Genomic DNA, 26,997 nt, shown 5'->3' on the forward strand with positions numbered 1-26,997 from the left:
CGGAGGGCGAGGGAGGCCCGAGATGGGAGAGCGCTCTCTCGGATGGCCCGGAAAACGCGGGGCGGCCGGCAGCCGCCCCGCGAACCGGGGGTCAGGGGTGGATCAGGGGAAAGAGACCACGGTGGAGGGAACGGTCGAGGTGCCCGAGGTCGGCGCGCCCGTGTTGTTGATGACGTGCTCGTACTGGCCGTTGCCGCCGAGCGAGACCACGAGGATGTCGTGGAACTTCACGCCCGGCTTCACCGGGACCTGGAAACCGTGGTCCTGGCGGATCGTCGGGTCGACGTTGTAGTAGCAGTAGCTGCCCAGGCCCCAGCCCTCGTGGGTGTTGACCGAGTCGGCGACCTTGTAGGCGGCGAATCCCTTGACCGAACCGTTCTGGATCGCGGCCTGGTTGGGGGCGTCGTACGCCTTCTCGTTCTGGAAGAAGATCGTGCGGCCGCGCTCGCCGTTCCACTGCACGTCGTACTTGTTGAAGTGCTCGACGAACAGGCCGGTGGCCAGTACGTCGTCACCGTTGACGCGGAACCCGTAGTCGGAGCGGTTGGTCTCCCAGCCCACTCCGTCGCCGTGGTCGGCGCGCCAGATCCAGGTGTGGTCGACGATCGTGTCGTGGTTGTTGATCACCATGCCGACCGTGGCCTTGCCGGCGCCGGCGCCGCCGACGCGGATGAAGACGTCCTGGACCGTGGTCGGGTTCGCCGCGTGGTCCGTGGTGGTGCCGGCCGGGCCGACCTCCAGCAGGCTGGGGGAGTTGACCTGGCCCGCGTCGACCAGGAAGCCGGCGAGCTTCACGCCGTCGACGTCGGCGACCTTCATCGCCGTCACCCCGTTGTCCGGGATGATGGTGGCGAGGCCGAGGCCCAGGACGACCGTGTCCGCGCGGTTGACCTGGATGGTCTGGTCGACGTGGTAGACGCCCGGGGTGAAGAGCAGGTGCAGGCCCTGGGACAGCGCCTGGTTCATCGTCGCGGCGCTCGTGCCGGGCTTGACCACGTAGAACTGGCTCAGCGGGATGGAGGAGCCCTGCGGCGCCCCGGTGCCCCAGGAAGTGCCGCGCGCGTTGACGCGCTTGGCCGGGACGAACACCTTGTACTCGGAGCCGGCCAGGTACAGGAACGGCTTCTCGCGGGAGACCGGGGTGGTGTCGAGGGTGGTGTAGCGCGGCTCCGGGAAGCTCTGCGCGGGAGCGCCCTGGGTGCCGGAGAAGACCTGGTTCCAGACGCCGTTGGACCAGCTGCCGATGGAGCTGTCGCGGGTGTACCACTGCTGCTGGGAGTAGTTGCCGACCTGGCCGTCGATCTTCGAGTCGGCGATGTAGCCGCCCGAGGCCCAGCCGTAGCCGTTCGGGGCGAGGTTGAGGCCGCCCTTGATGTGCATCCGGCGGAACGGCGCGGCCTGCGAGACGGCCCAGCGGTTGGTGCCGCTGACCGGGTTGATGGCGAGGTTCTCGGCCGAACGCCAGAAGTTCTGGGTGGCGTTGCCGCCGAACCAGCCCGCGTCCACGGTCACGTCGCCGTTGATGGTGGTGTCGTCCGGGTTCAGCCCGAGGCCCGAGATCGAGGTGTAGAAGCCGATCTGGGCGTTGAGGCCGTTGTAGGTACCCGGCTTGAAGAGGAACTGGTAGCGCCCGGAGCCGAACTGCGCCGACTCCTGCTGGGCGAAGACCTCGTCCAGCTTGGCCTGGATGTTCGGCGTGGACGGGTCGAAGACGATCACGTTCGGGCCGAGGTCACCGCCGCCGGGGAGGGTTGGGCCGGTGCCACCGGTGGTTCCGTAGACCTGGAACTCCCAGAGCGAGTAGCCGTATCCGGTGGTGCGCTGGGTGCCGTACACGCGGACGTAGCGGGCGTTGCCGGTGATGTCGTGGGTCTGGACGCCGCCGGTGGAGTTGGCCGTGGAGTAGGCCGTGGACCAGTTCGTGCCGTCCGGGGACAGCTCGACGCGGTACGCCTTCGCTGCGGCGGTCTCCCAGCGCAGGACGACCTGGCTCAGCTGCGCACTGGCGCCGAGGTCGACCTGTATCCACTGCGGGTCGGAGAACTGGCTCGACCAGCGGGTGCCGTTGTTGCCGTCGACGGCGGCGGAGGCGGGGGTGCCGGCGCCCTCGGTGGAGGACGCGGTGGCGGGCTTGCCCTGGGAGAGGAGCGTCGGCGCGGCGGTCGCCGCGGTGCCCGGCAGGAGCACGAGGAGCGCCGCGACCAGGGCGGCCGCCAGGGAGGCGACGCTCAGCCGGGACGGCCGCGAGGGGCGACGCGATGGGTGGGGAGGGTGGGAGGAGAGGAGGGGCATGCGGGGCTACTCCTGACGTTGTGGATCCGGGGGGATCGAAGCGTGAGTGAACTGCCCGGCGCCGGGGCCGTCAAGGGTTTGCACGTTCATGAACTGAAGATCCAACGGTGTGTCAAACCCGCATCAGGCCTGTGAACTTGAGGTTTCTTCAATCCTTGTGAAAAGTGTTGACGAAAAAACTTCACAGGACTCTACTGAGGCTCTGACCGCTCCGTCTCGCCGTGCCCGCTACGGGGAGGCGGAGCTCAGGCCGAGAGTCTTCGCTGCGTTCGGAGAGTGGGGCCCGATGGCCGGCCCGGTGTTGCCGCGCGTTCGTTACTTGTCGTCAGGAGAGGTCGGGGACGCTGCCACAGTCGGCCCAGGCCACCTCGGTGCCGGGGAGCGTCGCCGACCAGGGTGCGGTGATCGCCGCGAGGGTGCTCGGGTCCGGCGGCGTGTGGCCGAGGCCGATCGCGTAGCGGGCCAGGGTCGGTGTCCGCTCGAAGGGCCTGGGCCAGGCGTGTACGTCCACGAGGCCCGTCTCCGCCAGGGCGCCGAGCAGGGCGCGCAGTCGGCCGCGCGTGCGGCCCAGGTCGTCCTCGAAGTCGCCGGGCCGGGAACCCGTCACGGTGACCACGGCCCAGGCGGCGTGCCGTCGGTGCGCGGGCGCAGGGGCGAGGGGAAGCTCCGCCGTGGGGCTCTCCTCCAGCGCCTCCCACGCGGCGAACAGCTCCCGCGTCAGCAAGTCGGCGGTTCCCGGGCCGACTTGGGTGGTGCAGCTGCGCACCGGGGCGGAGGGGGTCAGCACGGTGACGGCCTCCTCGCCGCCCGCGCCGGCAGTCGGCCCGTTGGCCGGGGCCAGGCCCACCGGGGTGCGCCAGTCCCAGGCGGCCCAGGTGGCGAAGAAGGTGCGCAGCAGGGGACCGGGGGACAGGCCCGGGGCGGAGCGGACCGTGTGGGCGGCCAGCACGGACCAGGCGAGTCCCGGCAGGCCGCCGAAGGGCGCCGAGTCCAGACCCCGGGACCGGGCCCAGGCCTTGACCTCCCGCGCCAGGCGGGCGAACGCCGCGTGCTCCGGGCCCACGAAGGCCCGTACCGCATCGGCGTCGCTCACCGCACTCAGCGCCACCGCCGCGGCCTCGCCGAGCCGCGACCTCAGGGCGACCGCCCGGCCCGGCGGCACCGGACCGGTGGCCACCACCACCAGGTCCACGTCCAGCCCGGCCGCGCGCAGCCGCAGCCCCGGCACCCGGGCGCCCGTCACCTCGCGGAGCCGCTCCGCCTCGGGGAGGGCCGAGGCCACCCGAGCCCGTACCTCCGCCAGGGCGACGGTGCCGGGCAGGGCCACGACGAGGTCCAGATCCGCGTCCGGCAGCGCACACCCCATCCGGCGCGAGCCGGCCACGTGCACGACCCCCTCGGGGAGGGCCGCCGAGATCCGCGCCGCGAGGGCCTCGGCGTTGGCCTCGGCCCAGGCCCCGGCCTTGATGGAGCCGGAGCCGGAGCCGGAGCCGGAGCCGGAGCCGGAGCCGGAGCCTGCGCCGGAGCCCCCGCCCCCCGCCGATTCCCCGCCGCCCGGGCGGCCCGTCCGGGCGCGTGGGGGTTCGGGTGCCCAGGTGACCTTGCCGGTGCCGAGTTCCACCGTTGCCCGGACCTGCATCGGGCCGTCGCCGCGGCGGGACAGGACGGCGAGCGAGGCAACGCGGGCCGACCGGGCACCGCCGAGGCGTGCCGCGAACTCCCGCTCCGCACGCCGGGGATCGGGGCTGTGTCCGAGCGTCAGGTGGGGAGTGAACCCCTCGGCGCGGCCCCGGCAGCCCGGGAAGCGCGCCGCCAGGGTCCGCCGGAGCTCCTGCCACGGGGCGTCGCCGGCCGCCGCCGGGTCCAGCCACAGGGTCGGGCCGAAGCCGTACACGCCCTCCAGCCGGGCCGTGAACGCGGCCGATCGCGCGGCCACTTCGGCCAGCAGGGGCAGTGCCTCCTCGAAGGAGGACTCCGGTACGAAGCCGAAGAGCAGGTTCACGTGCGCCGGCCAGCGCTCCGCCTGCGGGTCGTGTGCGCGACGGACCGCCTCCACCGCCTCGTCCTGCGGCGCCAGCCACGCCACCGCCGTCCGCGCGGTGGCACGGACGTCGAGCACCGCGTGCCCGTACCCTTCGCCGACCTCGTCTCCGTCGGCCGACGGCTCGAAGTCCAGGGTGGCCTCGACACCGTAGTGGTCCGAGACGAACAGCCCGTCCGCTGCCGGGGAGTCGCCGCGCAGGGCGGCATGAGTCACGCGAACCGCGGCCGAGTGCAGCAGGATCCGGTCCAAGCGGCCGGCCCGACCCGACAACGACCCCACCGCGGCCAGCGGGTTGGCGACCGGATCGAAGGTGGGGGTCCCGTCCCCGACCCCGTGCACCTCGGTCCACACGTCCCGCAGACCCAGCGCCGCCGCCGGACCCTCGGCCCCCGACCGGCCGTCGTTGAAGTCGCCGAGCAGGGCCACGTCGGCCGCCTCGATTCCCGACAACCCTTCGGAAATCCTGACCAGTTCGGCCGCCCGGCGGTCCTCGCCCCGCTCGGTGTGATCGCTCGTCAGATGTGTGGCCGCGACCACCAACGGCCCGCCCGCCGTGTCCACGGTCACGGCGACGACCGCCTTGTGCGGACCCAGTACGTGAACTCCCGCCTCCCGCACCGGAAGGCGGCTCAGTACCAGCAGTCCGCTCTCCGCCACGTCCCGGCCGCGCGGGTCCGCCGCGACCGTGTACCCGGCGCGGACCCACGGCTCGGCGAGCAGCATGCCGAGCAGCTCGGGCTCCACCTCCTGGAGCGCGATCACATCGGCGTCGGCCACCGCGAGGTCGGCGAGCAGCAGCGGCCTGCGCCGTGCGGTGGCGATGCGCGGGGCGTCGTAGCGGTCCCAGAGCGTGTTCCAGGTCAACAGGCGTACGCGCGAAGGCTTCGGTGCGCGGGTGTCCCCCTCGGGGGCTGCCCGCCACGCGCCGTCGCCGGACGCGTCCCAGGCGTACCGGGTGCGTGCGGTGAAGAACGGCGCCCGCAGCAGCCTGGGGTCGCGGACCCGCCCGGCCGCGGTGCGGTCGATGATGTCGACGCCCGTCGCCCGGTCCCACACCAGCTCGCCGTCGGCTTCCACGAACAGCACCCGGTGCCAGGGGATGTCGCCCCCGGGCACGAAGGCGGGCAGCGGGATCCGCTTCGGCGCCGCACCGCGCTGCAGCAGTCCCAGAGTGAACCGGGCGGGATCGAAGCGGGGATCCCAGCGGACCTGGTGGTAGAGCTCCTCGCTGGTACGCATCAGCCCTCCTCTCGGGTCGCCGTACGAGACGTCGTGAGGGCCGCCGTACGGGTCGGCGTACGGGCCGCCGTACGGGCCGGCGCACCGATCGTGCCCGCCGTGTCCTCGACGGCTCCGCCCGGCCCGATGTACCACGTGCGGTGCGCCTCACCGGGATACGGCGGAGCGAACCGCCGCAGCTGCGAGGCCAGCACCTGTTCCGGTACGGGGTGCGCGCGCGTGGAGTTGCGGCGCATCAGCTCCGCCTCCTCGACCAGCAGCACGGCGTGGGTGACGAGCGCGTCGCGCCGCCGGGCGACCGTGCCGGCCAGACCGCGCTGCTGGGCCGTGAGGGAGGTCGCGTCCCACACCACCGTGCCGCCCCGTCGCGCGGCCGAGGCGAGTGCGGAGTCCAGCCGGTCCAGGCCCTCGCGGAGCACGTCCGCGTTGTCCCGCTGGTCCGCCCGGGCGCCCCTGGCGCCGCGCAGGTCGTCGAGACTGATGTAGGCCTCCACCCCCGGGAGGTTCCGGGCGTAGGTGCTCTTGCCGCTGCCCGAGGGTCCGCAGAGCTGTACGAGCCGGGGGAAGGAGGCGCCGTCGCGCCACCGCCAGGTCGCCGCGACCGCCTCCTCGGCGCCGGTCAGCTTGCCCTGGCCGTAGGCGAGGCGGGCTTCGGCCCAGCAGCGGTCGGCGGCGTCGGCGTCGCCGTCACCACCGCCCGCGCCTATGCCGGCCGCGGCGAGGGCCTCGTGGAGCCCGGCCCGCAGGGGCTCCAGCGGCGCGGGCCCGAGCAGCCCCGCCTCCTCGGCGTGCAGCGCGGACCACTCCACGCACTCCGCGGGCCCGTCGCCCCGCTCGCCGCCTTCGCCGGATCCAGGCGGCCCGACACGACCCCCGGACCCGGAGACCGCCCCCGCCAGCGCGTGCAGCACCCCCAGATCGGCCGCCTCCGCCATCCGTACGAGCCCCGCCCGCCGTTCCGCGTCCGGGTAGGGGAAGGGCTTGCGCAGCGCCGGGCAGAGCCCGACCAGGTCCGCGACCCGCCGTGCGGTGGCCATGGCGAGCGGCCCCGCCGCCAGCCGGGATGCGAGCGCGGCGCGCGGTACGCCGTGCAGGGCCGCCGCCAGGATCCCGGCCAGCCGCTCCTCGCCGGACCTGCGCACGCCCAACCCGTCGATGCGGTCCGCGACTTCGGCGACCAGCTGCTCGACTCGGGCCGCCTCGACCGCGGTCTCGGCCCCCAGCGCCGTGTCCGCCCCCACCGCGCGCAGCAGCCCGGCCGCGTCCGGATCCGCGCCCGACCGGGCGTCCCAGAGGGCGGCCGCCGGACCGAGCCCGTTCGCCACCACCTGGGCGTACATCCAGTGCGTGTCCGTCTGCACGTGCCCGCCCCGCACCCATTTGGCCACGCGGTGCCCGAACTCGGCGCGTTCGAAGCCCTCCGTCGTGCGGACGACGTACCCCTCCTGCCGCGTCGTGTCGAGCCGCAGGCGGCGCAGCGCGCGCTCGTCGAAGACACCGCGCCACAGGACGCGCGGTCCCGGGACCCCGAGACCGCGCAGGAAGAGCACCGTCCGGTCCCAGTCCAGGCAATGGTCGCCGTCCCACACCGAGAACCCGTAGAACCACGCGTCGAGTTCCTCGTACGCGAGCGAGTGCCGGGCGTAGACGTTCTCCCCGCACACCCGCCAGCCGGCGGGGATCCCCGGGCCGATACGACTCTGCAGGCCCTTCACCCAGGCCCGCGAGGGATGGTGGCCCGAGTCGAGCGAGCGCGCGTGCAGGCCGTCGGCGTAGAGGGTGGTGTTCTCGCCGTCGAGCTTCTCGGTGACCACGACCTCGCGCCCGGCGAACCCGGCCAGCAGGCCGGGTCCCGTGGTCCGCACGTCGTCGGACGTCGCACCGGGGGACCAGGGCAGGTGCGGAGTCCGGGGGTAGTGCGTGCGCATGATCCGCTCCCTGCGGCCGAGGCTGGTGCACGGTCACTCTAGGGAGGCGGAACCGGCCCGGACCAGCGAATATCTCAGGACCCGACGGTGATCAGTACCCGACGGTGAAGCGCTTGCCCGGGTGCGCGTCGCGCTCGATCTCGTCCAGCAGGGCGACCGCGAAGTCCTCCGTGGAGATCAGGCTGTTTCCGTGGTCGTCCACGACCAGGTCGTCGAGCCCCAGCCGGTACGCGCCCGTCCGGGTGCCCGGCTCGATCGTGGCGGCGGGGCTGAGGCTGGTCCAGTGGACCTCCTCCACCGGAACGGTCCGCAGGAAGTCGAGGGCGTCCCCGTGGGCGTGCATGACGGCGACGATCGGCGCCGGAATCCCGGCCTGGTCCCAGACCTTCGGTCCGCCGGGGGTGCGCAGGGAGCCGGCCCCGCCGACGGTGACCACGCGCGGCCGGGGCCCGTCCGCACCGAGGGCCTGCACACCGCCGATCAGCGCCTTCGCCGCGCCGACCAGCGTGCCGGGGTCCCCGGAGCCCGGACCGTAGGCGCTGACCACCACGTCCTGCCCTGCCGCGGCCTGGGTCACGGACGCGGGGTCGAGGACGTTGCCGCGGACGACGGTGACGTCCGCGGAGCTGGCGTCGGACTCGGCGAAGTGTGCGGGATCGCGCACGACGGCCGTGACCTCGTGCCCGCGCCCGAGGGCTTCGTGCAGCACGCGGGATCCGACGGTGCCGGTCGCGCCGAAGAGAGCGATCTTCGCCATGGCCACTCCTGGAGGTGGGGGCTGGAGGGCCCCGGTCGGGGTCCGCCGGGCCCATCCAAGCGAATCCCGCCTCCCGGACCCGGCAGCGCCACGCGGTCTGTGACACGTGGGCAGTGACAGGCGGTCAGTGACACGAGGTCCGCGACAGGCGGTCAGCGAAACGCGCTCAGTGGAACGCACTCAGTGAAACGCGCTCAGTGGCACAGCGCCACGATCGCCGGATCCACCGTCCCCCGGGCCGCCGCGCACAGCGGCGCCATGTCGTACGACCGGATCGGCGCGGGCTTGGAGCGACGGGCCTTCGCGGCGGGAGCCGCGGGCTTCTTCGGCGCGGCCCGCCGGGGCCGCTCCGGCCGGTGTCGCGGCGCGGCGGGCTTCACCCGGCTGCGCGCCCGGGCGGCCGGCGCCGCGGGCGCGGCGGGCCGTGGAGCAACAGCGGCCCCGGGCAAGGCAATCGGGGGCTCCTCGGGCACCGGATCCGTATCCTGCACGACCTGCGGCAGCGACCCCAGCGGCCAGGCCTCGGTCGCCGGTCCCGGCAGGCCCGTCCGCAGCCCGGTCGGTGCGGGCCGCGCTCCGGTCACGGGAACGGTCCCCGGACCGGTGGCCGGGGCCACGGTCACACATCCGGTCACACACCCGGCCGCCACGGCCAGCGCGACGATGATCAGGGGCACCCTCGGTCCCCGGCGCGACTCCATCCGCCCACCCTGCCCGACGAACGCCCGCTCACCCGCACGCACTCACCCGCACGGGTGGTCCGGACTCCCCGACAGGAGGACTCAGCCGCAGGTCACGCTGTCCCTCGGGGTGTAACGGGTCTTCATCGTCTCCCGCTTGACCTCTTGCCCGCCCTTCACGAACACCCGGTCGACGGCGACGTCGAAGCCCTCCAGCGGGGACTGCGGTTCGCACTTCGGGCCGTTGTCCGTGCGGGTGGCGGGCGGCTTGACGTTCGTCCGCGGACCCTTGGCCGCGCGGATCTCGTCGTACCGCTTCGTGCCCAGGAAGGTGATGGTGATCGAGGTGTCGGTCGCCTCGGCCCGGATGTACAGGGCCTTGCCCGAGTCGTTGGCGAAGCGCAGGTCCAGGCTGCCCCACGCCACGGTGGCCTCGCGGCCCTCCGGATAGCGCTCGATGTAGAAGGAGTGCGCTCCGTACTCGACGGGCTTGACCCCGGAGAAGAACATCGCGTTGAAGACCGTGGTGGCCACCGCCGAAACGCCGCCGCCCGCGGCCTTCTCGTACTGGCCGTTGTTGATGATCAGGCCGTCGACGAAACCGTTCTCCTTCGTGCGCTCGCCGACCCGGCGGTTGAAGCTCCAGGTCTCGTCGGGCAGCACGAGCGAACCGTTGATGAGCTCCGCGGCCCGACCGATGTTCGTCGTGCGGTACGGGGCCTTCTCGAAGCCGACGGTGAAGGAGGACACCTCCTCCTTGATGCCCAGCTGTCCGACCGTGTTCGCGGTCAGCTTCGGCTGGACCTCCTCCGTGGCGACCTCGCCCGTACGCTCCGCCGCGCCCGTCCGCGTCAGCAGCGTCAGCACGGCGGCGGACAGGCCCTCTACGGCGACCCGGCGTCCGGCCCGGCCCTCCTCGGCGACGGAGACCGCGCCGGCGGAGTCCGTACGAAGCTTCGCCTCCACGGGTCCGGGCGTGGCCCGGCGCAGCGGACCGGCCAGCTGCGGGTCGGCGAGCAGCGCCTTGGAGTCGAGGCGGGGCGCGAGGCGGCCCTGCCCGTCGTCCTTGAGGGTGAGGTGCTTGGCGAGGACGGCCGGGCCGACGGGTATGCGCTTGCCCTCCACGGTCAGGGTGACGGGCGCGGACACCGCGGGTTCGGCGAACTCCTTCAGGGCCCGCTGCGTCTCCTGCTGCCCGACGCGGGGCTCCGTGGTCCGTACGGGCAGCACGACGGGCTGCCCGTCCGCCGGCCGGGTGTAGGACGAGCGGAGCACGCCGAGGGAGCCGTCGACGTCGAGGTCGGTACCGGTGACCGGGGCCACCGCCTTGGCCTTGCCCTTCTCGAAGGAGACCGAGCCCTCCCGGGCCTCCTGCCGGGTCTTCGCGCCGAGTTCGTCCAAGGCGGCGCGGGCCGCCCTCTCGTCGAGCCGGACCGCGGGCTCAACGTCGGGATCACCGGAGGAGAACAGCCGGCCGATCACGCTGACGGGGTCGGCGCCGGACCGGGCGGCCCGGTCGACGGTGGCGCCGGTGTCCAGGGACAGACCGAGGCTTGCCGGCTGCGCCTGCTCGGTCCGCTCTCCTATCCGCAGTGCCAGCGGGGCCGCGGCGGACGGGCCGAGCTCACGGTTCAGGGTCTGCCGGGCCTCGGCGCGGCTCATCCCGCCTATGTCGATGCCGCGCACCTTCGTACCGGAGGCCACGTCGTCGCCCGCCAGCAGCAGACCCGCGGCGTACAGCCCACCGAAGCCGAGGACCGCGACGCCGCCGGCCACGCCGGCCACGCCCGGGACGGTCCACCGTTTGCCGGTGGCCGCCGGGGTGCCCGTACGGGGTGCGCGTCGCATGTCTGGGTCTCTCCTCGCTCCGGTGACGTGGTCGGACCGGCGGTTTTCATGCCGCCAGTCCGCCCGGGGAACGTAGCAAGATCCGTGTAACCAGGTAATAAGGAGGTATAGGGGTGGCAAAGGGGAATGTGTCGATCTCCGTAACCCGGGGGCCGTCCGCGCTGTTGCACAGCCCGCGGGACCACCCGTGCGGAACGCCCCCGCGAGGCCCGCCCGATGACCGCGCGTCGCCCGCGCGACGGCGCCGCACGACGCCCCCGCGGTGCCCCTACGGTGAATGGAGTCCGATGCCGCAGCTGACCGACGAGGACGTGACGCAGGACACGGGCGCATCCCCGGCCACACCGGAGGCCCGGTCCCACACCCAGTCCGGGGCCGAGGCCGGGGCCCGGTCCGAGGCTTCGGACCAAGCCGGGGCCCAGTCCGAGGCCCAGGCTCAACCCCCGGCCCAGGCCCAACCCCCGGCCCAGGCCACCCGTCCGGGCACCTGGATGACCCCGGAGGAGTACGGCGCCTCCCGCGCCACGCTCTGGACCGGCGCGGTCGTCCTCGTCACCGATGCCGACGGCCGCGTCCTCGTCCAGAGCGTCGACTACCGCCCCGACCGGCTGCTGCCCGGCGGCGCGGTGGACGCCGGCGAGGCACCGGCCGCGGCGGCCGCCCGCGAGATGTACGAGGAGCTCGGCGTCGAAGGCCGCTACCCGCGCGGCCTCGCCGTCGACTGGATCCCGGCCGACGCACCCGGCATGCCGCCCGGGATGGGCTTCCCCGGCGAGATCCTGCACGTCTTCGACGGCGGCACCTGGACCCGGGACCGCATCGACTCCGTCCGCCTCCCCGCACAGGAGATCACCGGCATCCACTTCGCCGAGCCGGCCGAGCTGCCCGCCCTGATGGACGCGGGAGACGCCCGCCGCGCCCTGTCCGCGCTGCGGGCCCGGATCAACGGAGGCGGCGCCGCCCTGCTGGAAGACGGCCGCCCCACCGCCCCCACCGCGCTCGACCGGCTCGGCGTCCTGCGCAGCCGCCGCGTCCCGCTGCACGGCACCTGGCACCCGGGTCCCGTCCCCGGGCACCTGACGCCACGGGACCCCGCAGGCTGGCTCTTCGCCCCCGACGGGCGCGTCCTGCTGCTCGTCGCCCGCGCCACCGGCGCCGCCCACCTCCCCTCCCCGACGGCGGGCCGCACCGCGGCCGCGCTCCCGCTCGGGTACCGGTACGCCGACCAGGGCGCCCACCCGCGCACCGCGGCCCGGCTCACGGCGCTGCCCCCGGGCCCGGACCCGGCGTACGCCCGGCTGCTGGCCACCCCCGAACAGGTCCGCGAACTCAGCGACTGGGGCCCGGCGGGCCACGAGGAACTCGCCGCCGTGTACGCCGCCCGCGCCCACCTGTCCCTCCCGCAGCCGCCCCGCACCCCGCCGACGGAACTCCCCGCGGAGGGCTGCCACTGGTGAGCGCAGAGCGGCTCAATCCCCGGTCCGCGGGCCCCGGTCCCGCAGCATGAGGGAATGAGCGAGACTGCGATCACCTACACCGTGTACGTCCAGGCCGACCCCGCGCGGGTGTGGCAGGCCCTGACCGAGCCCGCGTTCACCCGCCGCTACTGGGGACTCGACTTCGAGACCGACTGGCGGGTGGGCTCGACGATGGACTGGGTGGAGCGCGGGGCGCGGACGAGCGATCCGGAGCAGGTGGTGCTGGAGTGCGTACCGGAGCGGCTGCTCTCCTACACCTGGCACACCTTCACCCCGCAGTGGGCCGCCTCCGTGGGCATCGGCGAGGAGCTGCGCGCCGAACTGGCCCGCGAGCGGCGCACGAAGGTGACGTACGAGATCGAGCCGGTCGGCGACACGCTGGCTCGGCTCACCATCCTCCACGAGGGCTTCGAACCGGGCGGCACCCTCATCGGCATGTGCGGGCGCGCCTGGCCGATGCTCGCGTCCAGCCTCAAGACCCTCCTGGAGACCGGAGCCCCCCTCCCGGAGCAGGGCCACGCGAACGACCAGGGCTCCGGCGGCTACGAGAGCCACGGGGGCTGAGCGCCGGCTCAGGTCCGTGACGGAACGGTGCAGCTCGGGCGTCCGTCGGGGATGTCCTTGCTGTCGTCGTACGGGTCGACCACCGGCCACGGCAGCTCGGCGGCGGCCGCCTCCTTGGAGAAGTAGGGGTGGACGTAGCCGTCGACCGTGCCGCAGTCGTGGTTGCCGAGCTGGCGCCGGTACCCGGCCGGGACCAGCTTCCCGGCCGTCACGCCGGGGGAGTCGGACACGCCGTAGAGCAGCACCAGCTGCCTGCGTACGACGACCCGCGCCACCTCCTCCGTGCCCGGCGCGGGCCCCGGCTCCGCGCGCGGGGCCACGCGCCGCAGGGCGTAGACGAAGGTGTAGTCGGCGTGGATCCTGAGCTGCCCCGGATTCCCGCCGGCTTCGAAGGACATCCGGCCGCGCACCCTGATGCCGCCACGGGCCGGCGTGAGCACGGCGGGGTCGAAGCGGGTGAACAGCTCGGTGGGGTCGGCGTCGGGGAGCCCCGGTTCGCGCAGGTGCGCCGACAGCTCGGCGCGGGAGGACTGCTGGGGATCGAGCAGCTCCAAGGCCTCGGCGGGCCATGCGCCCCGCAGCACCTCCGGATCCAGATTGGCCGCGACCACGAACTCCCGGGCCCGGCGCAGTCCGTCGGAGACCTGCTCCTGCGGGATCGAACCGACCGCCGTGGCCGCGGGCAGCGGGAGCTCCTCCTGTTCGGTCGCCCAGGTGCGGGCGGGCGAACCGCGCAGCGGCAGGCTCGTGGTGGCCGGCCACTCATCGGGCCAGGCCTGCTCGTCGAGCGCGGCGGCGTAGGACTCGCTCGCGGTCCGTTCGTCCGGAGCGAGCACCAGCCACGCGGTGACACCGGCGAGCGCCAGGGCGGCGGCGGCTCCGACGGCCAGGCGTCTGACGCGCCCCCGGTGCCGGCCGGCGTGGAAGGCCGCTTCGTGATCGTCGCGGTACCTGCGGTCCTCGCGGTACCTGCGCTCCTCGTGCTCCTCGCGGTACCTGCGCTCCTCGCGGTCCTGATCCTGGTTCTCGCCCTGGATGTCCGCGCGCAGTCGTGTGAAGAATTCCGCCGGTTCCGTCATGTCAGGCCCCCGCCCATGCTCTTGACTCCGGTCCATCTCACAGGGCGTCACCGATGCGGCACAAGCCGGATCGAGATCGTGATGGTCCTGTGACCTGCGCAGATGTGGGCCGACTGCCCCCGGTGGAGGCGCCGTTGCCGTCCCGCACGGGCTCGATGCCACCCTGACAACGTGTCGTTCACCCGCGTCGTGTGGAATGGCAGCATGGGGAGAAGCGAGTACCAGATACGCCAAGGCGGCCCGGAAAGCCGGACCGAGGGGACGACGGGCACGGTGGCGGTGAACACGCCGCCCGAGCACTGGCGCTACGCCCGGCACTTGGAGTCCCTGGCCGCCGTTTCCGGTCAGCCCGCCGAAGCCGAGGCCGTGGCCGCCGTCCTGCGCGACCCGGACCTCGTGATGGCCGAGAGCGCGGTGGTCACGCACCTCGACCGGCGGGCGGCCGGACTGCTGGCCGACGAGGCCTTTCCGGCCTGGGCGCAGGCCGTCGGAGCCGCCCTCGACGGCCGCACCTTCGCCGCCCGCCGACTGCGCGAGTGGACCCTGCTGAAGGCCGTCACCCGGGGCGAGCCCTGGTCCGCGGCGGAACTCCTCGCCGCCTCCGACTGGTGTCAGCGCACGGCGGCCCAGTCCCTGCACGCCGACGAGGCCCTACGCCTGCTCGCCGCGGGCGCCCGCACCCGCCGGGTCCGCAACGCGGCGGCCCAGCGGCTGCTGCGGCGGGCCGCCTGAGCCCGTGACCTTCCGGGATGCGCGGAGGGCCGGAACCGCATCCACGGTCCCGGCCCTCCCGTCGTACGGGTGCGTGCCCCGTCGTACTCCGCCTACTTCGTGCCGCCTACTTCGTGCCGCGCCGCACCCGCGCCGCCGCACGGGCCTCGGCGGCCTGCCGGGCCTCGATGGTCTTGCGGGACTCCTTGCCCTTGCCGGGCCGCCCGGGCCGCGTGCCGATCCCGCGGAAGCCGAGGTCCGAGCCCGAGGGCCGGCCCTTGGCGTCGGTGGCCGCGGCGCCGGCCAGCGGCACGCCGGAGGGGGCCTTCGCGCCGGTGATCCGGCTCAGCGCGGCCTCGCCGGAGCGGACCTGGGTGATGGTCGGCCGGATCTTGGCGTCGGCCATCAGCCGGACGATGTCGCGCCGCTGGTTCGGGGTGACCAGGGTGACGACCTTGCCGGACTCGCCGGCCCGCGCGGTGCGGCCGCCCCGGTGCAGGTAGTCCTTGCTGTCGGCCGGCGGGTCCACGTTGACCACGAGGTCGAGGTCCTCGATGTGGATGCCGCGCGCGGCGACGTTGGTGGCGACCAGGACGTTCAGCAGGCCGTCCTTGAACTGCCCGAGCGTCCGGGTGCGCTGCGGCTGCGACTTGCCGCTGTGCAGGCCCTCCGCGCGCACGCCCATGGCCCGCAGGTGCTTCACGAACTGGTCGACGCCGTGCTTGGTGTCCAGGAACATCAGCACCCGGCCCTCGCGCGCCGCGATCTCGGTCGCGGCCGAGACCTTGTCGGCCGCGTGGATGTGCAGCACGTGGTGGTCCATCGTGGACACCGAGGCCGACTGCGGGTCCACGGAGTGGCCGACCGGGTCCTTCAGGTACCGCTGCACCAGCTGGTCCACGTTGCGGTCCAGGGTGGCCGAGAACAGCATGCGCTGGCCGGCGTGGTGGCACTGGTCGAGGATCTCGGTGACCTGCGGCATGAAGCCCATGTCGCACATCTGGTCGGCCTCGTCGAGGACGACGACCTTCACGCGCTCCAGGTGCACGTCGCGCCGGCCGATGAGGTCGCTGAGCCGCCCCGGGGTGGCCACCACGATCTCGGCTCCGGTGCGCAGCGCGCCCGTCTGCTTGCCGATGGACAGTCCGCCGACGACCGTGGCCAGGCGCAGCTTCAGGGCCTGCGCGTACGGGGCCAGGGCCTCGGTCACCTGCTGCGCCAGCTCGCGGGTCGGTACGAGGACCAGCGCGAGCGGCCGCTTCGGATCGGCCTGCTGCCCCGCCGTACGGGCCAGCATGGCCAGCCCGAAGGCGAGCGTCTTGCCCGAGCCGGTCCGCCCGCGGCCGAGGATGTCGCGGCCCGCCAGGGAGTTGGGGAGGGTCGCCGCCTGGATGGGGAACGGCTCCGACACCCCCTGGTCGGCCATCGTCGTCACCAGCTCAGGGGGCAGGCCGAGCTCCGAGAAGGACTCCACCGGCGGCAGCGCCGGCGTGGTCGTCCGGGGCATTGAGTACTCGCCCTGGGGGCCGAGGGTCCGGGGGGTCTTCCCGCCGCCCTTCGCACCGCCCTTCGGGCCTGCCTTCGCTCCGGGCTTGATGCCGAAGCGCCCATGAGGTGACGGGTTCTTCATGCAGAACCTTCCGTGAGACGCACAAGATGATCGGGAGTGCGACGCGAACGTCGCCAAAAGGCAAATTTTACCATCGGGGCTACGGGGTCACCGGCCCGAGTTCCCCGGCCCGTACCCGGTCCAGATGGGCGGTGACCTCGGCCGTCGCCCGCCCGAACCAGTCGGCGATGACGGCGATCTCGTCAGGGGTGTATTCGGCGAAGACCGCGCCGAGCCGGGCGTAGAAGGGCTCGTAGACGGCGAAGATCCGCGCGGCGGCGGCCGGCTCCGCGACCACCCGTACCCGGCGGCGGTCGGCGGGATCGGGCTGCCGGCTCGCGTACCCGGCGCGCTCCAGACGGTTGAGCACCCCGGTCACCGCGCCGGTGGTGAGGTTGGTCAGCTCGGCGAGGTCGCCCGCACCGAGCGGGTCCTTTCCGGCGCCCAGGATGTGGCCGAGGCAGGTCAGGTCGGTGACGTTCAGCCCCAGGAGCTGCGCCACCTCCTGCTGGCCGACGATGCCGAGGGCGACGTACCGGTCCATGCGCGACAGCGCCTCCTGGACCGTGGCCGCGGGGCGGGGCTTGCCCTGCACGCGGTTACTCCTTAGCATCTAAGTTACTTAGCTCGTGAGGTAAATGGCTTTCTCCGTAAGAGAACGCCTTGCGAGCCTACTGAACCGACGAAGCAGGGGAGAACGATGAGCGCTCACGGCCACGTGGACCTCGGCCACACGGTGGCGGGCTGGACCGGCACCGCGATCGCCCTGGTGGGAAGCACGGTCGCGGGCGCGGCCCTGTGCGCCTCTTGGGCGCCCGGCATCTGGATCGGCCTGGGGGTCGTCGTGGCGGCGGGGGTCACCACCTGGCTCCTGCACCTCGCCGGCTGGGGCAAGCCGAGCGGTCCCCGGCCGGAGGGTCAATGGGACTGGCGGGTCCGCGACACCGTCGCGCGCACGGGCCACGCCGACTGCCTCGGCTGCCGGGTCAGCGGGCCGCGGCGAGGTGCCGCAGCAGCCCTCGGCTCTCGATCCGCCGCGTCGTTGCCCGCTGTGGATGGCAGCGCATGAACATCCGGGTGAAGTGCTCCCCGTAGTGGATCACCTCGGCCTCCCCGGCGCCGCCCCCGCCCCGCTGTGACCGCGTCGGGTCGAGGGGGCGGATCCGGGCGCCGAAGCGCGGCTCGTGGAAGTAGGCGAGGGCGTACCGCTCCCGGTCCGCGAGCCGCACCCGGTGCGGCGTGGACAGCAGCGCGCCGCCGGTCATGAACTGGAGGATGTCCCCGGGGAAGACCGTCAGCACCCGCGCCACTGGCCGTACGGGGGTCCAGCCGGGCCGGTCCTCGGCGAAGCCCGCCGTGCTCTCGCCCGGCAGCCAGTTGCGCGGGCGGTGTTCGCCCGGCACCGGGGGTCGTACCCAGAGCCCGCCCACCTCGTCCTGGGCGGCGATCACCAGGAGTCCGTAGTCGGTGTGGGCGCCGATCCCGCGCTCCGCGGTCCGCTCCGCGGCGGGGAAGCGCAGCACCCGCATGTGGTGCCAGCCGTCGCGGGTCGGCCCGGCGAGCCGGTCGATGCCGGCCGGTCCGAGGCCGAGCCCGAGGGCCACGAGCCGCAGGAGCCGTTGGCCGAGCCCGCCGACACCCGCCAGGTAGGCCTCCATGGCCGCGCGGTAGCCGGGGGAGGGCCAGGGGACCGGACCGTGGCAGGGCAGGCCGGCGGCCGATGTTGGAGCGATGTCGGGGGTGATGGTGAAGATCTCCGAGGCGTCCGGCCGGCCTGCCGTCACCTCCTTGCCCGAGGCGGTGTACCCGCTGTAGGAGGTGTCGTTGACGCACGCGGCCTTCTCCGCCGCCGGCCGGGCGAAGAACCGCCGGCTCGCCGCCAGCGCGGCCCGCGTGCGGGCCTCCTGTCTCCCGTCGGCGGACACTTGGAAGATCCCGTCGCGCTGCCAGGCGCGGACCATCGCCCCGCCGAGCATGATGTCCGCCGTCGTTCCCGTGATCCGAGCCGGCACCCGGAACGTCGCGAGCTCGCCCATGTCCGTCCCCTCTCGAAGACTCCTTCGGAGCGCCCCGCCGAGAGCCCTTCCAAGGGCCCGTGCGAAGGCCTGCTCCCCCGTTTCACGGACGCGACGGAGAAAGGTTCGAATATCCGCAAGCACCCCGGTTGGCCGCGCTTGGCGTGTGTTCGACCCGATCAATGGGCAGGATCGGGTCCGGCCGCGTGTGCGGCCGGTGGAACGTTGTGAAGGATCAGTACAGATGGCAACTGGCATCGTGAAGTGGTTCAACTCGGAGAAGGGCTTCGGCTTCATCCAGCAGGACGACGGCGGTCCCGACGTGTTCGTGCACTTCTCCGCCATCCAGTCCAGCGGCTTCAAGGCGCTGGAGGAGGGGCAGAAGGTCGAGTACGACGTCACGCAGGGGCCGAAGGGTCCCCAGGCGGAGCGGGTGGTCACCCTCTAGCGCCGCTTCACGAGCCCGGCCCGTGACGTGGGCCCCGCCGGACTTTCCGGCGGGGCCCACGCACGTGACCGGATCTTCCGGCGGGGCCCACGCACGTGAAGGGCGTACGGGTAGCGTGAGCCGGATGATGACCGGCACGCCGGACACCCGGCTGATCGTGCTGCGCGGCAACTCCGCCGCGGGCAAGTCCTCCGTGGCGGAGGGCATTCGCGACCGCCACGGGCGGGGCCTCGCGCTCGTGGGCCAGGACAACCTGCGCCGCGTCGTCCTGCGCGAGCGGGACACCCCCGGCGCCGCGAACATCGGACTCATCGGCAGCGTGGCGCGCTACGCGCTGGACCACGGCTTCCACGTGATCGTCGAGGGGATCCTCTACGCGGACCGCTACGGCCCGATGCTCGACGCCCTGCGCCGGGCCCACCGCGGGCCGACGCACTTCTACTACCTCGACGTGCCGTTCGAGGAGACCCTGCGACGGCACGCGCACAAGCCGCAGGCCGCGGAGTTCGGCGAGGCGCAGATGCGCGAGTGGTACCGGCCCCTCGACCTGCTGCCCGGCGACTGGGAGAGCGTCATCGGGGCGGAGCACTCGCTGGAGGACACCGTCACCCGGGTCATGTCCGAGACCGGGCTGGGTGTGGAGGCGTGAACCCTTTGACCACTGCGCGTTCCCCGTGGCGCGGGCGGCTTTGGGGCCTGGCCGCCGTGATCGGCTCTCTGGTCGGCCTCGCCCTGCTCTCGCAGTCGGTGTACTCGCTCTTCTACGGGTCGGAGGGCTCGTGCGAGGAGAACAAGGCGGCCGCGCGCATGGCCCAGGTCTCGACCGCGGCGCCCGCCGCCGCGGCCGGGACCACGCCCGTGCCGGAGCGGACCCGTCTCGAGTGCATGGACGACAGCGGCGAACCCTGGATCGCGGCGGACAGCGCCTACGCGTACGACGCGGACGCCCGGTCGTTGGCCACCCGCTACTGGGAGACCGCGAGTGAAGAAGGGTGGAAGCCGACGGGTACCCGGGCGAAAGCCCCGGACGAGTTCCGGAGCGGTCTCGGAATGTGCTTCCGGAAGGAGGTGGCCGGCGAGCCGGCCCTGCTGCGGGTGGGGGCCGACGGGCCGTCGCGATTCGTCGCGACCGTCGAATCCGCACTGGACGGATCCGCGATGTCCTGCTGAACCACCGACGGAGTGCGGGGCGCCGAGGCTCGTCGGCTTCCGCGGATCACCCCGCCCGGTGCAGGGCTACGAGGAGCAGCCAGATCCGGTCCGCCAGCTCGGCCGGGTCCGCCGGGCCGGCGGGGAGGGCGCCGTGCAGCCAGTCCGCGAGCACGGCGGTGAAGGTGGCCGCCACGGCCGAAGCGACCAGCTCGGGGCGCGGGGCGCCCACCGCGGCTCGCTCGGCCCGGCTGCGCTCGCGCAGCTCCCGGTACAGGCGTTCGCCGAGCGGGCCGCCGCCGCCCGGCAGGAGCAGGGCGCGGTAGAGCGGGGCCCGGTCGGCCGCGCCCCCGAGGAAAGACGCCAGCGCGGCCGGGGGCCGGGCCGGGGGGAGCGCCGACGGATCGGTCTGCCAGGCGTGCAGGGCGTCGACCGCCGCGTGCACGACGTCGGCGCACGCGTCCACCGCGAGCGCGGTGAGGTCCTCGTAGTGCAGGTAGAACGTGGCCCGGCCGACGCCCGCCCGGCGCACCACCATGGAGACGCCGACCTCGGCGAGCGGCCGGTCCGCGCACTCGGCGAGGAGGCTCTCGCGCAGCCGGGCCTTGGTGCGGGCGGTGCGGGGGTCGGTGCGGGGGGCGGTATCGGCATCCGCGGCGGCGTGCCCGCCGGCGGCCGCGCCCGGTCCGGCGGGCGGCCGCCCGTCCTGCTCGCCGGAGGTCATCGGGCGAGCAGCGCCGCGCCCAGGGCGAGGGCGCCGGGCAGGGCCTGGGCGAAGAGGATGCGGCGGTTGGCGGTCGCGGCCCCGTACACCCCGGCGACGATCACGCAGACGAGGAAGAAGATCTGCGTGGCGAGCGAATCGATGACGAGGGACCAGACCAGGCCGGCGGCCAGGAATCCGTTGTAGAGGCCCTGGTTGGCGGCGAGCGGGGCGGTCAGGCGGGCCGTGTCGGCGTCGAAGCCGTGCAGGGCGCGGCCGGGCGGTCGCTGCCACAGGAACATCTCCAGGACCAGGATGTACGCGTGCAGTGCGGCGACGAGGCCGATGAGGATCGTTGCGACCGTGTGCACGGCCACCTCCCTGGGGGCGGGGTGAGCGGAGAGCGGCCCCTCCGACTTCCTGGACAACTGTACAGGAAGTCGCGTCGCAGCCTGCGGTCCGCGGCGCGGCTACGCTGACCGCATGACTGCGCACGTATATGAAGACTTCGCCCCCGGAAGCCACCGCGAGGCCACGCTGATCCGGCACGCGCTCGGCAGCGTGCACGAAGAGGCCCTGGTCGCGGGCCTGGCGGGCGGTATCGGCTTCATGTACTTCGTGTTCGAGTACGCCGGCCGGCCGCCGATGCCGACGATCGTCGCCCAGGCCCACCCCGACCCCTGGGTCCAGGTCGCCCTCGGCCGCCTGCGCATCCCCTACGAGGCCACGCGCAGCGCCAAGCCCCGCTGGCACCGGGTCGAGGCCGCGCTCGACGCCGGGGCCCCGGTGCTCTGCACCGTCGACCGGTCCGCCCTGCCCTGGCACGGCCCCGCCCCGATGGCCGAGCTGGCCGCCGCCGATCCGTATGTGGTGGCCCTGGTCGGCTACGGCGGGGACACCTTCCACGTCGACGACCCGGCGGCCGCCCTGGACGGGGCCGGGGGTCCGTACGCGATCGGCCGCGAGGAGTTCGGCGCCGCCTGGTCCGGACACAAGAAGGGCCGCCATCAGATGGTGGTGACCACCGGGAAGCCCGCCGGCGAGCCCGACCTGGACGCGGCGATCGCCGCCACCGTCTCCCGCCTCACCGGGCCGGTGCTCGGCAACCACTTCGACGTCAACTTCGGCTTCTCCGGCATGGAGAAGTTCGCCGCGCAGTTGCGCGACACCAGCACCAAGACCGGCTGGGAACGCCGCTTCGCCACGCCCGAGGCCTTCGCGCTGGGCACGCAGCGGCTCTCCGCCTGCCTGGAGGAGGAGTGGACCGCCCCGGGCGCCACCCGGCCGCTCTACGCGGACTTCCTCGACCTCGCCGGACACGGGGAGGCGGCCGGGCTCTTCCGTGACTCCGGGAGGCAGTGGTCGCGGCTCGCGGAGCTGGCCCGCGCGGCGGACCCCGAGGCGGACGCCGCGGGACGGCGGGAGCTCTTCGACGCCTGCGCCGAGCTCGTGGACGGCGCCCTGGTGCTGGAGCGGCAGGCGGTGGCGCTGCTGCCGCAGGCGGCGCCCGCCGAGTAAGGGCCGCGCGGGGCGGCGTGGGGCCGCGTGGGGCCGCGTCAAAAGTTGAGTCGCTCAATTTTTGACGCGGTGAAACCTCTGGGCGTACGGTGGACAAATCGTCCCCGAGCACCCCTAAGGCCCTGTACCGCGCATGGAAATGACCCTCGTCTCGATCGTCGGCGTCAGCAGCATCGTCGCCGTCGCCGCCTTCTCGAAGCGGCTCGGCCTCGCCGCCCCCCTGAGCCTGGTGGTCGTCGGCATCGCCCTCAGCTTCGTACCGGGCGTGCCGGCGCTCGCTGTCGAACCGGAGTGGGTCCTCGCGGGCGTGCTGCCACCCCTGCTCTATTCGACGGCCGTGAACATGCCCGCGTCTGACTTCCGCCGCAACATCAAGGCCATCAGCGGTCTCGCGGTCCTGCTCGTGGCCGTCACCACCCTCGGGGCGGGCTGGCTCTTCCACTGGCTCATGCCCGGCCTCGGCTGGCCCGCCGCCTTCGCCCTCGGCGCCGTCGTCAGCCCCACCGACGCGGTCGCCGCGACCTCCATGGGCAAGCAGCTCGGCCTCCCGTCACGGCTGCTGACCATGCTGGAGGGCGAGGGACTCGTCAACGACGCCTCCGCCCTGGTGCTGCTGCGCTCCGCGATCGCGGCCATGGCCGGAACCGTCTCCCTGGCCGGGGTCGCCGGGAACTTCCTCTTCTCCGTGGCCCTGGCCACCGCCGTCGGCCTCCTCGTGGGCCTCGTCAACGTCCGGGTCCGGGCGCTGCTCAAAGACAGCCTGCTGAACACGGCGATCTCCTTCGTCGTGCCCTTCGTCGCCTTCCTGCCGGCCGAGGAGTTCCATGCGTCCGGAGTCCTCGCCGTGGTCGTCGCGGGCCTGGTCACCGGCCATCAGGCCCCGCGCTTCCTCAGCGCCCAGGACCGGCTGGCCGAGGCCATGAACTGGCGCACGCTCGCCTTCCTGCTCGAAAGCGCGATCTTCCTGCTGATGGGGCTCGGCCTCAAGGGCCTCCTCGACCAGGTCGCCGCGGACGGGCTCAGCGCCTGGCGCGCCCTGTTCATCGGCCTCGCGGCCGCCGCCCTGGTGATCGTGGCGCGCATGGTGTTCGTCGCCCCGCTCATCGCCTCGCTGCGCAAGGACGCGCAGCGGGCCGCCGAGAAGAAGCCCCGGCTCGACTGGCTGATGGACCGGCTCGGCGCCCCGGAGTCCGAGCAGCAGGTCAATCCGCTGCGCCCCCGCAGGGAGCTGACGCCCCGCCGCAGGGAGCAGATGAAGGACCGCGTCACCCGGGCTTCGGCCGACGCCGACTTCAAGGTCAACGAGAGCCTCGGCTGGCGCAGCGGCGTGGCCCTGGCCTGGGCCGGGATGCGCGGGGCGATCACCGTCGCCGCGGCCCAGACCCTGCCCGAGGACACCCCGTACCGCCCCCAGTTGCTGCTCATCGCCTTCGTGGTCGCCACCACCACGCTGCTGCTCCAGGGCCTGACCCTGCCCGCCGTCATCCGGAAGGTGAAGGTCTCCGGCGACGATCCGGTCCGCTTCCGGGAGGAGTACGGGCGGCTGCTCGACGAGGTCGCCGCCGCGGGCCGCGCCGCGCTGGACGAGCCGGGCCTCGTCCGGGGCGACGGCAGCCCGTACGCGCCGGAGGTCCTCGCCAAGGTCCGCGAGGACGCCCGGCTGGAGCGGGGGGACGGGCACGCGAAGGGCCCCGCGTTCGACGGCGCGCGCGAACAGTACGTGGACCTGCGGCTCGGTGTGATCGCCGCCTCGCGGGACGCCGTCCTGGCCGCCCGCTCGACCGGGATCTACAGCTCGCAGGCCATCAACCAGGCCCAGCAGGGGCTGGACCTGGACGAGGCCCTGTTCCAGCGCCTGGGCGCGGCCACCCGGCACTGACGCCCACGCTTCCTCGATCAGAGACGGGCGTCGAGGAACACCCGGAACTCCTCGGCCGTCATCGGCCCGGCCTGGGTGGCCACCGGCTCGCCGGCCGTGATGAGCACGGCCGTCGGGGCCCCCGTCACCCCGTACCGCTTGGTCTGCGCGGGGCAGCGGGTGATGTCCACGCGGACCGCCGTCAGCCGGGTTCCGTACTCCTGCGCCAGTGCGGCGACGACCGTGTCCATCGCGCGGCAGGGCTCCAGGGCCTTCGGCCAGCTGCCGCAGAAGTAGGCGAGCACCGGCCCGTCCGTCATGCCCAGGATGAAGTCGAACTCCTGGTCCTCCAGTGGCTGGTGTACCCGACGTGCCATGGATGGTGCTCCGCTTCGTGTGCCGTGCGATCCGAACGGCTCCCATCATCGCCGCTCGGCCCGCCGGGGCGTTGTCAGTGCCGTCTGTGAAGCTGACCGGTATGGACGACAGGATGCTCCGGCGCCGGGTCTACGGCGCCGACCACGACGACCCCGACCCGGGTCCGCTCCCGGGGCACGCCTACGGAGAGCTTGTGGGCGGTCCCCTCGACGGGCTGCTCCTCGACATCACGGGCTGGAGCGGTCCGCAGCTCGCCGAAGAGGCCCGGCTCCCCACGGAGATAGGGCGTTACGGGCCCGGCGGCCGGGCCCACTACCGGCGCCGCCCCGCCGATCCCGGTCACTGGGACTGGACGGGCGACAGCCGCTGACTCCGCGGGCGGCGGAAGGCAAGCGGCCGGCGGTGGGCATGCGGCGGGCGGTGGGGTGCCCGCCCGGGCGGCCCGGCGGCCTCAGCCCGTCGCGTTCCGGCTGACCTTGCGGGCCCACAGCACCAGCGGGACCTGGAGCGGCAGCCGGCCCAGGGTCACGGCCCGCAGGGCGGGGGAGCGGTGGCGGGCGTCGGCGGCCATCTTGACGTTCGCGGGGAACACGCCGACGAAGAACGCCGCCGTCGCCAGGGCCGCGACCTTGCGGGTGCGCGGGTGGGCGACACCGGCCGCGAGCGCGAGCTCCGCCACGCCGCTCGCGTACGTCCACTGGCGCGGGGTGCCGGGCAGCGAGCGCGGCACGGTCGCGTCGAACTGCTTGGGAGCGACGGCGTGCGCCACCGCCGCGCCGGCCAGGAGACCGGCGAGGAGGAGCGGTGAGGAGGGTACGCGCGGCATCGGGGATCCTCTCGGAGGGGCCTGGGCCCGGCGATCCTACTCGCCGGTAGCTCCGGGTGGGGCGGCGACCGGAATCTCCGTCACCGTGCGCGCCCCGAAAGTCGCTGAAGATTTTTCCGGGAAGCTGTCGATCCCGGCGTCTCCCGTTCGACGCAGGGGTGAGAGGCGGGGAAGGGCCCCGTCCTCCACCACCGAGGAGTCACCATGCCGCGCTTCCTTTCGCTGATCCGCATCGACGAGCAGAACCTGACCCCCGACACCCCCTTCCCGGCCGACTTCAACGACCGCATGGGCGCCCTGATGGAGGAGATCACCAAGGCCGGGGTCATGCTCGACACCGCCGGTCTGCTCCCCACCTCCGAGGGAACCAGGGTCACCTGGTCCGGCGGGAAGCTCAGCTACACCGACGGGCCCTTCACCGAGACCAAGGAGGTCGTCGGCGGGTACGCCCTCATGCAGTGCAAGGACAAGGACGAGGCGCTGGAGTGGACCAAGCGCTTCCTGGAGATCCACCCCGAGAACTGGACGGTCGGCGCCGAGCTCCGTCAGCTCGACGGAAGCTGACGGCCGCCGCCGCGCGCCGTTTGCCCTGCCTCGTCACGGCTGCTCTGATGGGTAGCCGTGACGGCAGTGAGTACGACCCGAGCGGTCGAAGCGGTGTTCAGGATCGAGTCCGCGCGGATCATCGCGGGCGTCGCCCGGATCGTGCGCGACGTCGGCATCGCCGAGGAGATCACCCAGGACGCACTGGTCGCGGCGCTGGAGCAGTGGCCGGCCTCCGGGGTGCCCGACAAGCCGGGGGCCTGGCTGATGGCCACCGCCAAACACCGGGCCATCGACCTCGTCCGCCGCAAGGAGACCTACGCGCGCAAGCTCGCCGAGGTGGGCCGCACCCTGGAGGACGTCCCGCCGCCGGAGGAGGAGGGCGCGCTCGCGGACCCCGAGTCCATCGACGACGACCTGCTCCGGCTCATCTTCACCGCCTGCCATCCCGTCCTCGCCACCGAGGCCCGGATCGCGCTGACCCTGCGGCTGATGGGCGGACTGACGACCCAGGAGATCGCCCGCGCCTTCCTCTGCCCCGAACCGACGGTCGCCCAGCGGATCGTCCGGGCGAAGCGGGCGCTCGCGAAGGCGGGGGTGCCCTTCGAGGTCCCGTACGGAGCCGACCGCGAAGAGCGCCTCGCCTCCGTCCTGGAGGTCATCTACCTCGTCTTCAACGAGGGCTACTCGGCCACGGCCGGCGACGACCTCGTCCGGCCCGCCCTGTGCGAGGACGCCCTGCGCCTCGCCCGCGTCCTGACGGGCCTGATGCCCAAGGAACCCGAGGTGCACGGCCTGGCGGCGCTGCTGGAGTTCCAGGCCTCGCGGATCGCCACCCGCACCGGCCCCGACGGGGAGCCGGTGCTGCTCGCCGACCAGAACCGGTCCAAGTGGAACCGCCTGCTGATCCGCCGCGGCGTCGAGGCCCTGCACCGGGCGGGCGCCGGCCCCTACTCCCTCCAGGCCGCCATCGCCGGCTGTCACGCCGACGCCGTCCGCTACGAGGACACCGACTGGCGGACGATCGCCGCCCTCTACGGACGGCTCGTCCGGCTGATCCCGTCACCGGTGATCGAGCTCAACCGGGCCGTCGCCGTCTCGATGGCGGAGGGCCCGGCGGCGGCGCTCCCCCTGGTCGACGCCCTGACGGCGGAACCGGCCCTGCGCTCCTACCATTTGCTGCCGAGCGTACGGGGAGACCTGCTGGAGCGCCTCGGCCGCCCGGCGGAGGCCCGGGCGGAGTTCGAACGCGCGGCCTCGCTCACGCGCAACGCCCGGGAACAGACCCTGCTGCGCGCCCGCGCGGCCCGCCTCTGAGGCCCGCCGCCGT

At 73.6% G+C, this 26,997-nt stretch carries 26 protein-coding genes; 12 read left to right on the top strand and 14 right to left on the bottom strand.

Translation table 11 applies throughout. The features are described 5' to 3' along the window. Window positions 1–102: 102 nt before the first annotated feature. The 6 genes from OHA37_RS35360 to OHA37_RS35385 all read right to left on the bottom strand — a co-directional run bounded on the left by OHA37_RS35360 (window position 103) and on the right by OHA37_RS35385 (window position 10,788). Window positions 103–2,292 carry a discoidin domain-containing protein gene (locus OHA37_RS35360; RefSeq protein WP_266911547.1) on the bottom strand — a complete coding sequence of 730 codons (2,190 nt, stop codon included), beginning with the start codon at window positions 2,290–2,292 and terminating at the stop codon, window positions 103–105. 325 nt (window positions 2,293–2,617) lie between these two features. Next, window positions 2,618–5,575, bottom strand: a complete 2,958-nt coding sequence (locus tag OHA37_RS35365; RefSeq protein WP_266911549.1) for a poly(A) polymerase — start codon at window positions 5,573–5,575, stop codon at window positions 2,618–2,620. Beyond that, window positions 5,575–7,503 (bottom strand): RNA ligase family protein, encoded by a 1,929-nt coding sequence (locus OHA37_RS35370; RefSeq protein WP_266911551.1) that lies wholly within the window; start codon window positions 7,501–7,503, stop codon window positions 5,575–5,577. The genes OHA37_RS35365 and OHA37_RS35370 overlap by 1 nt, the downstream gene beginning before the upstream one ends. Window positions 7,504–7,594: 91 nt before the next feature. Further along, a complete protein-coding gene (locus OHA37_RS35375; RefSeq protein WP_266911553.1) occupies window positions 7,595–8,260 on the bottom strand; it encodes an NAD(P)-dependent oxidoreductase in 666 nt (221 codons plus the stop codon). Between the two features lie 194 nt (window positions 8,261–8,454). Then, a complete protein-coding gene (locus tag OHA37_RS35380; protein ID WP_266911555.1) occupies window positions 8,455–8,937 on the bottom strand; it encodes a hypothetical protein in 483 nt (160 codons plus the stop codon). Between the two features lie 105 nt (window positions 8,938–9,042). Continuing rightward, window positions 9,043–10,788: a VanW family protein gene (locus tag OHA37_RS35385; protein ID WP_266911557.1), complete on the bottom strand. Its 1,746-nt coding sequence runs from the start codon at window positions 10,786–10,788 to the stop codon at window positions 9,043–9,045. Window positions 10,789–11,075: 287 nt separating this feature from the next. On the opposite strand from OHA37_RS35385, the gene OHA37_RS35390 reads away from it, so the two are divergent. Next, window positions 11,076–12,245 (top strand): NUDIX domain-containing protein, encoded by a 1,170-nt coding sequence (locus OHA37_RS35390; protein WP_266911559.1) that lies wholly within the window; start codon window positions 11,076–11,078, stop codon window positions 12,243–12,245. 54 nt (window positions 12,246–12,299) lie between these two features. Continuing rightward, on the top strand, window positions 12,300–12,830 hold the full coding sequence (locus OHA37_RS35395; protein ID WP_266911561.1) for an SRPBCC family protein: 531 nt from the start codon (window positions 12,300–12,302) through the stop codon (window positions 12,828–12,830). Between the two features lie 8 nt (window positions 12,831–12,838). On the opposite strand, the gene OHA37_RS35400 is transcribed toward OHA37_RS35395, so the two are convergent. Next, the gene (locus OHA37_RS35400; RefSeq protein ID WP_266911563.1) at window positions 12,839–13,909 is read right to left on the bottom strand and encodes a hypothetical protein; all 1,071 of its coding nucleotides are present in this window, start codon (window positions 13,907–13,909) and stop codon (window positions 12,839–12,841) included. 204 nt (window positions 13,910–14,113) lie between these two features. Between OHA37_RS35400 and OHA37_RS35405 the strand changes: the two genes are divergently transcribed. Further along, window positions 14,114–14,641: a hypothetical protein gene (locus tag OHA37_RS35405; RefSeq protein ID WP_266911565.1), complete on the top strand. Its 528-nt coding sequence runs from the start codon at window positions 14,114–14,116 to the stop codon at window positions 14,639–14,641. Window positions 14,642–14,747: 106 nt separating this feature from the next. Here OHA37_RS35405 and OHA37_RS35410 read toward each other — a convergent pair whose 3' ends face one another. Both OHA37_RS35410 and OHA37_RS35415 read right to left on the bottom strand, forming a co-directional pair. Next, window positions 14,748–16,250, bottom strand: a complete 1,503-nt coding sequence (locus OHA37_RS35410) for a DEAD/DEAH box helicase (protein WP_443046258.1) — start codon at window positions 16,248–16,250, stop codon at window positions 14,748–14,750. A 79-nt stretch (window positions 16,251–16,329) separates the two neighbouring features. Further along, window positions 16,330–16,824, bottom strand: coding sequence for a MarR family transcriptional regulator (locus OHA37_RS35415; RefSeq protein ID WP_266911569.1), 495 nt, complete (start codon window positions 16,822–16,824; stop codon window positions 16,330–16,332). Window positions 16,825–16,929: 105 nt separating this feature from the next. Here OHA37_RS35415 and OHA37_RS35420 point away from each other — a divergent pair, with 105 nt between their 5' ends. Next, on the top strand, window positions 16,930–17,298 hold the full coding sequence (locus OHA37_RS35420; protein ID WP_266911571.1) for an HGxxPAAW family protein: 369 nt from the start codon (window positions 16,930–16,932) through the stop codon (window positions 17,296–17,298). On the opposite strand, the gene OHA37_RS35425 is transcribed toward OHA37_RS35420, so the two are convergent. Continuing rightward, window positions 17,216–18,265: a 2-oxoglutarate and iron-dependent oxygenase domain-containing protein gene (locus tag OHA37_RS35425; RefSeq protein ID WP_266911573.1), complete on the bottom strand. Its 1,050-nt coding sequence runs from the start codon at window positions 18,263–18,265 to the stop codon at window positions 17,216–17,218. The two genes, OHA37_RS35420 and OHA37_RS35425, sit on opposite strands and share 83 nt — an antisense overlap. A gap of 223 nt (window positions 18,266–18,488) precedes the next feature. Between OHA37_RS35425 and OHA37_RS35430 the strand changes: the two genes are divergently transcribed. From OHA37_RS35430 to OHA37_RS35440, 3 genes are all read left to right on the top strand, one after another. Then, entirely contained in the window at window positions 18,489–18,692 is a 204-nt protein-coding gene (locus OHA37_RS35430) for a cold-shock protein (protein WP_266911575.1), read from the top strand. 127 nt (window positions 18,693–18,819) lie between these two features. After that, on the top strand, window positions 18,820–19,341 hold the full coding sequence (locus tag OHA37_RS35435) for a kinase (protein ID WP_266913368.1): 522 nt from the start codon (window positions 18,820–18,822) through the stop codon (window positions 19,339–19,341). A gap of 5 nt (window positions 19,342–19,346) precedes the next feature. Continuing rightward, window positions 19,347–19,862 (top strand): hypothetical protein, encoded by a 516-nt coding sequence (locus tag OHA37_RS35440; RefSeq protein WP_266911577.1) that lies wholly within the window; start codon window positions 19,347–19,349, stop codon window positions 19,860–19,862. Window positions 19,863–19,908: 46 nt separating this feature from the next. Here OHA37_RS35440 and OHA37_RS35445 read toward each other — a convergent pair whose 3' ends face one another. After that, window positions 19,909–20,565, bottom strand: a complete 657-nt coding sequence (locus tag OHA37_RS35445; protein WP_266911579.1) for a TetR/AcrR family transcriptional regulator — start codon at window positions 20,563–20,565, stop codon at window positions 19,909–19,911. Beyond that, entirely contained in the window at window positions 20,562–20,915 is a 354-nt protein-coding gene (locus tag OHA37_RS35450; RefSeq protein WP_266911581.1) for a DUF1304 domain-containing protein, read from the bottom strand. The genes OHA37_RS35445 and OHA37_RS35450 overlap by 4 nt, the downstream gene beginning before the upstream one ends. A gap of 112 nt (window positions 20,916–21,027) precedes the next feature. On the opposite strand from OHA37_RS35450, the gene OHA37_RS35455 reads away from it, so the two are divergent. Both OHA37_RS35455 and OHA37_RS35460 read left to right on the top strand, forming a co-directional pair. Continuing rightward, on the top strand, window positions 21,028–22,062 hold the full coding sequence (locus tag OHA37_RS35455) for a BtrH N-terminal domain-containing protein (protein WP_266911583.1): 1,035 nt from the start codon (window positions 21,028–21,030) through the stop codon (window positions 22,060–22,062). Between the two features lie 133 nt (window positions 22,063–22,195). Continuing rightward, window positions 22,196–23,941 carry a cation:proton antiporter gene (locus OHA37_RS35460; protein ID WP_266911585.1) on the top strand — a complete coding sequence of 582 codons (1,746 nt, stop codon included), beginning with the start codon at window positions 22,196–22,198 and terminating at the stop codon, window positions 23,939–23,941. 17 nt (window positions 23,942–23,958) lie between these two features. Here OHA37_RS35460 and OHA37_RS35465 read toward each other — a convergent pair whose 3' ends face one another. Continuing rightward, entirely contained in the window at window positions 23,959–24,297 is a 339-nt protein-coding gene (locus tag OHA37_RS35465; RefSeq protein ID WP_266911587.1) for a thioredoxin family protein, read from the bottom strand. A gap of 101 nt (window positions 24,298–24,398) precedes the next feature. Here OHA37_RS35465 and OHA37_RS35470 point away from each other — a divergent pair, with 101 nt between their 5' ends. Further along, window positions 24,399–24,668, top strand: coding sequence for a hypothetical protein (locus tag OHA37_RS35470; protein ID WP_266911589.1), 270 nt, complete (start codon window positions 24,399–24,401; stop codon window positions 24,666–24,668). Between the two features lie 81 nt (window positions 24,669–24,749). Here the strand turns inward: OHA37_RS35470 and OHA37_RS35475 are convergent, their stop codons facing one another. Continuing rightward, a complete protein-coding gene (locus OHA37_RS35475; RefSeq protein ID WP_266911591.1) occupies window positions 24,750–25,124 on the bottom strand; it encodes a DoxX family protein in 375 nt (124 codons plus the stop codon). A gap of 204 nt (window positions 25,125–25,328) precedes the next feature. Here OHA37_RS35475 and OHA37_RS35480 point away from each other — a divergent pair, with 204 nt between their 5' ends. Both OHA37_RS35480 and OHA37_RS35485 read left to right on the top strand, forming a co-directional pair. Further along, window positions 25,329–25,688 (top strand): YciI family protein, encoded by a 360-nt coding sequence (locus OHA37_RS35480; RefSeq protein WP_266875698.1) that lies wholly within the window; start codon window positions 25,329–25,331, stop codon window positions 25,686–25,688. A 66-nt stretch (window positions 25,689–25,754) separates the two neighbouring features. Then, the gene (locus OHA37_RS35485; protein WP_266911593.1) at window positions 25,755–26,984 is read left to right on the top strand and encodes an RNA polymerase sigma factor; all 1,230 of its coding nucleotides are present in this window, start codon (window positions 25,755–25,757) and stop codon (window positions 26,982–26,984) included. Window positions 26,985–26,997: the final 13 nt, after the last annotated feature.

The organism is Streptomyces sp. NBC_00335 (assembly GCF_036127095.1).
Classification (GTDB): Bacteria; Actinomycetota; Actinomycetes; order Streptomycetales; family Streptomycetaceae; genus Streptomyces.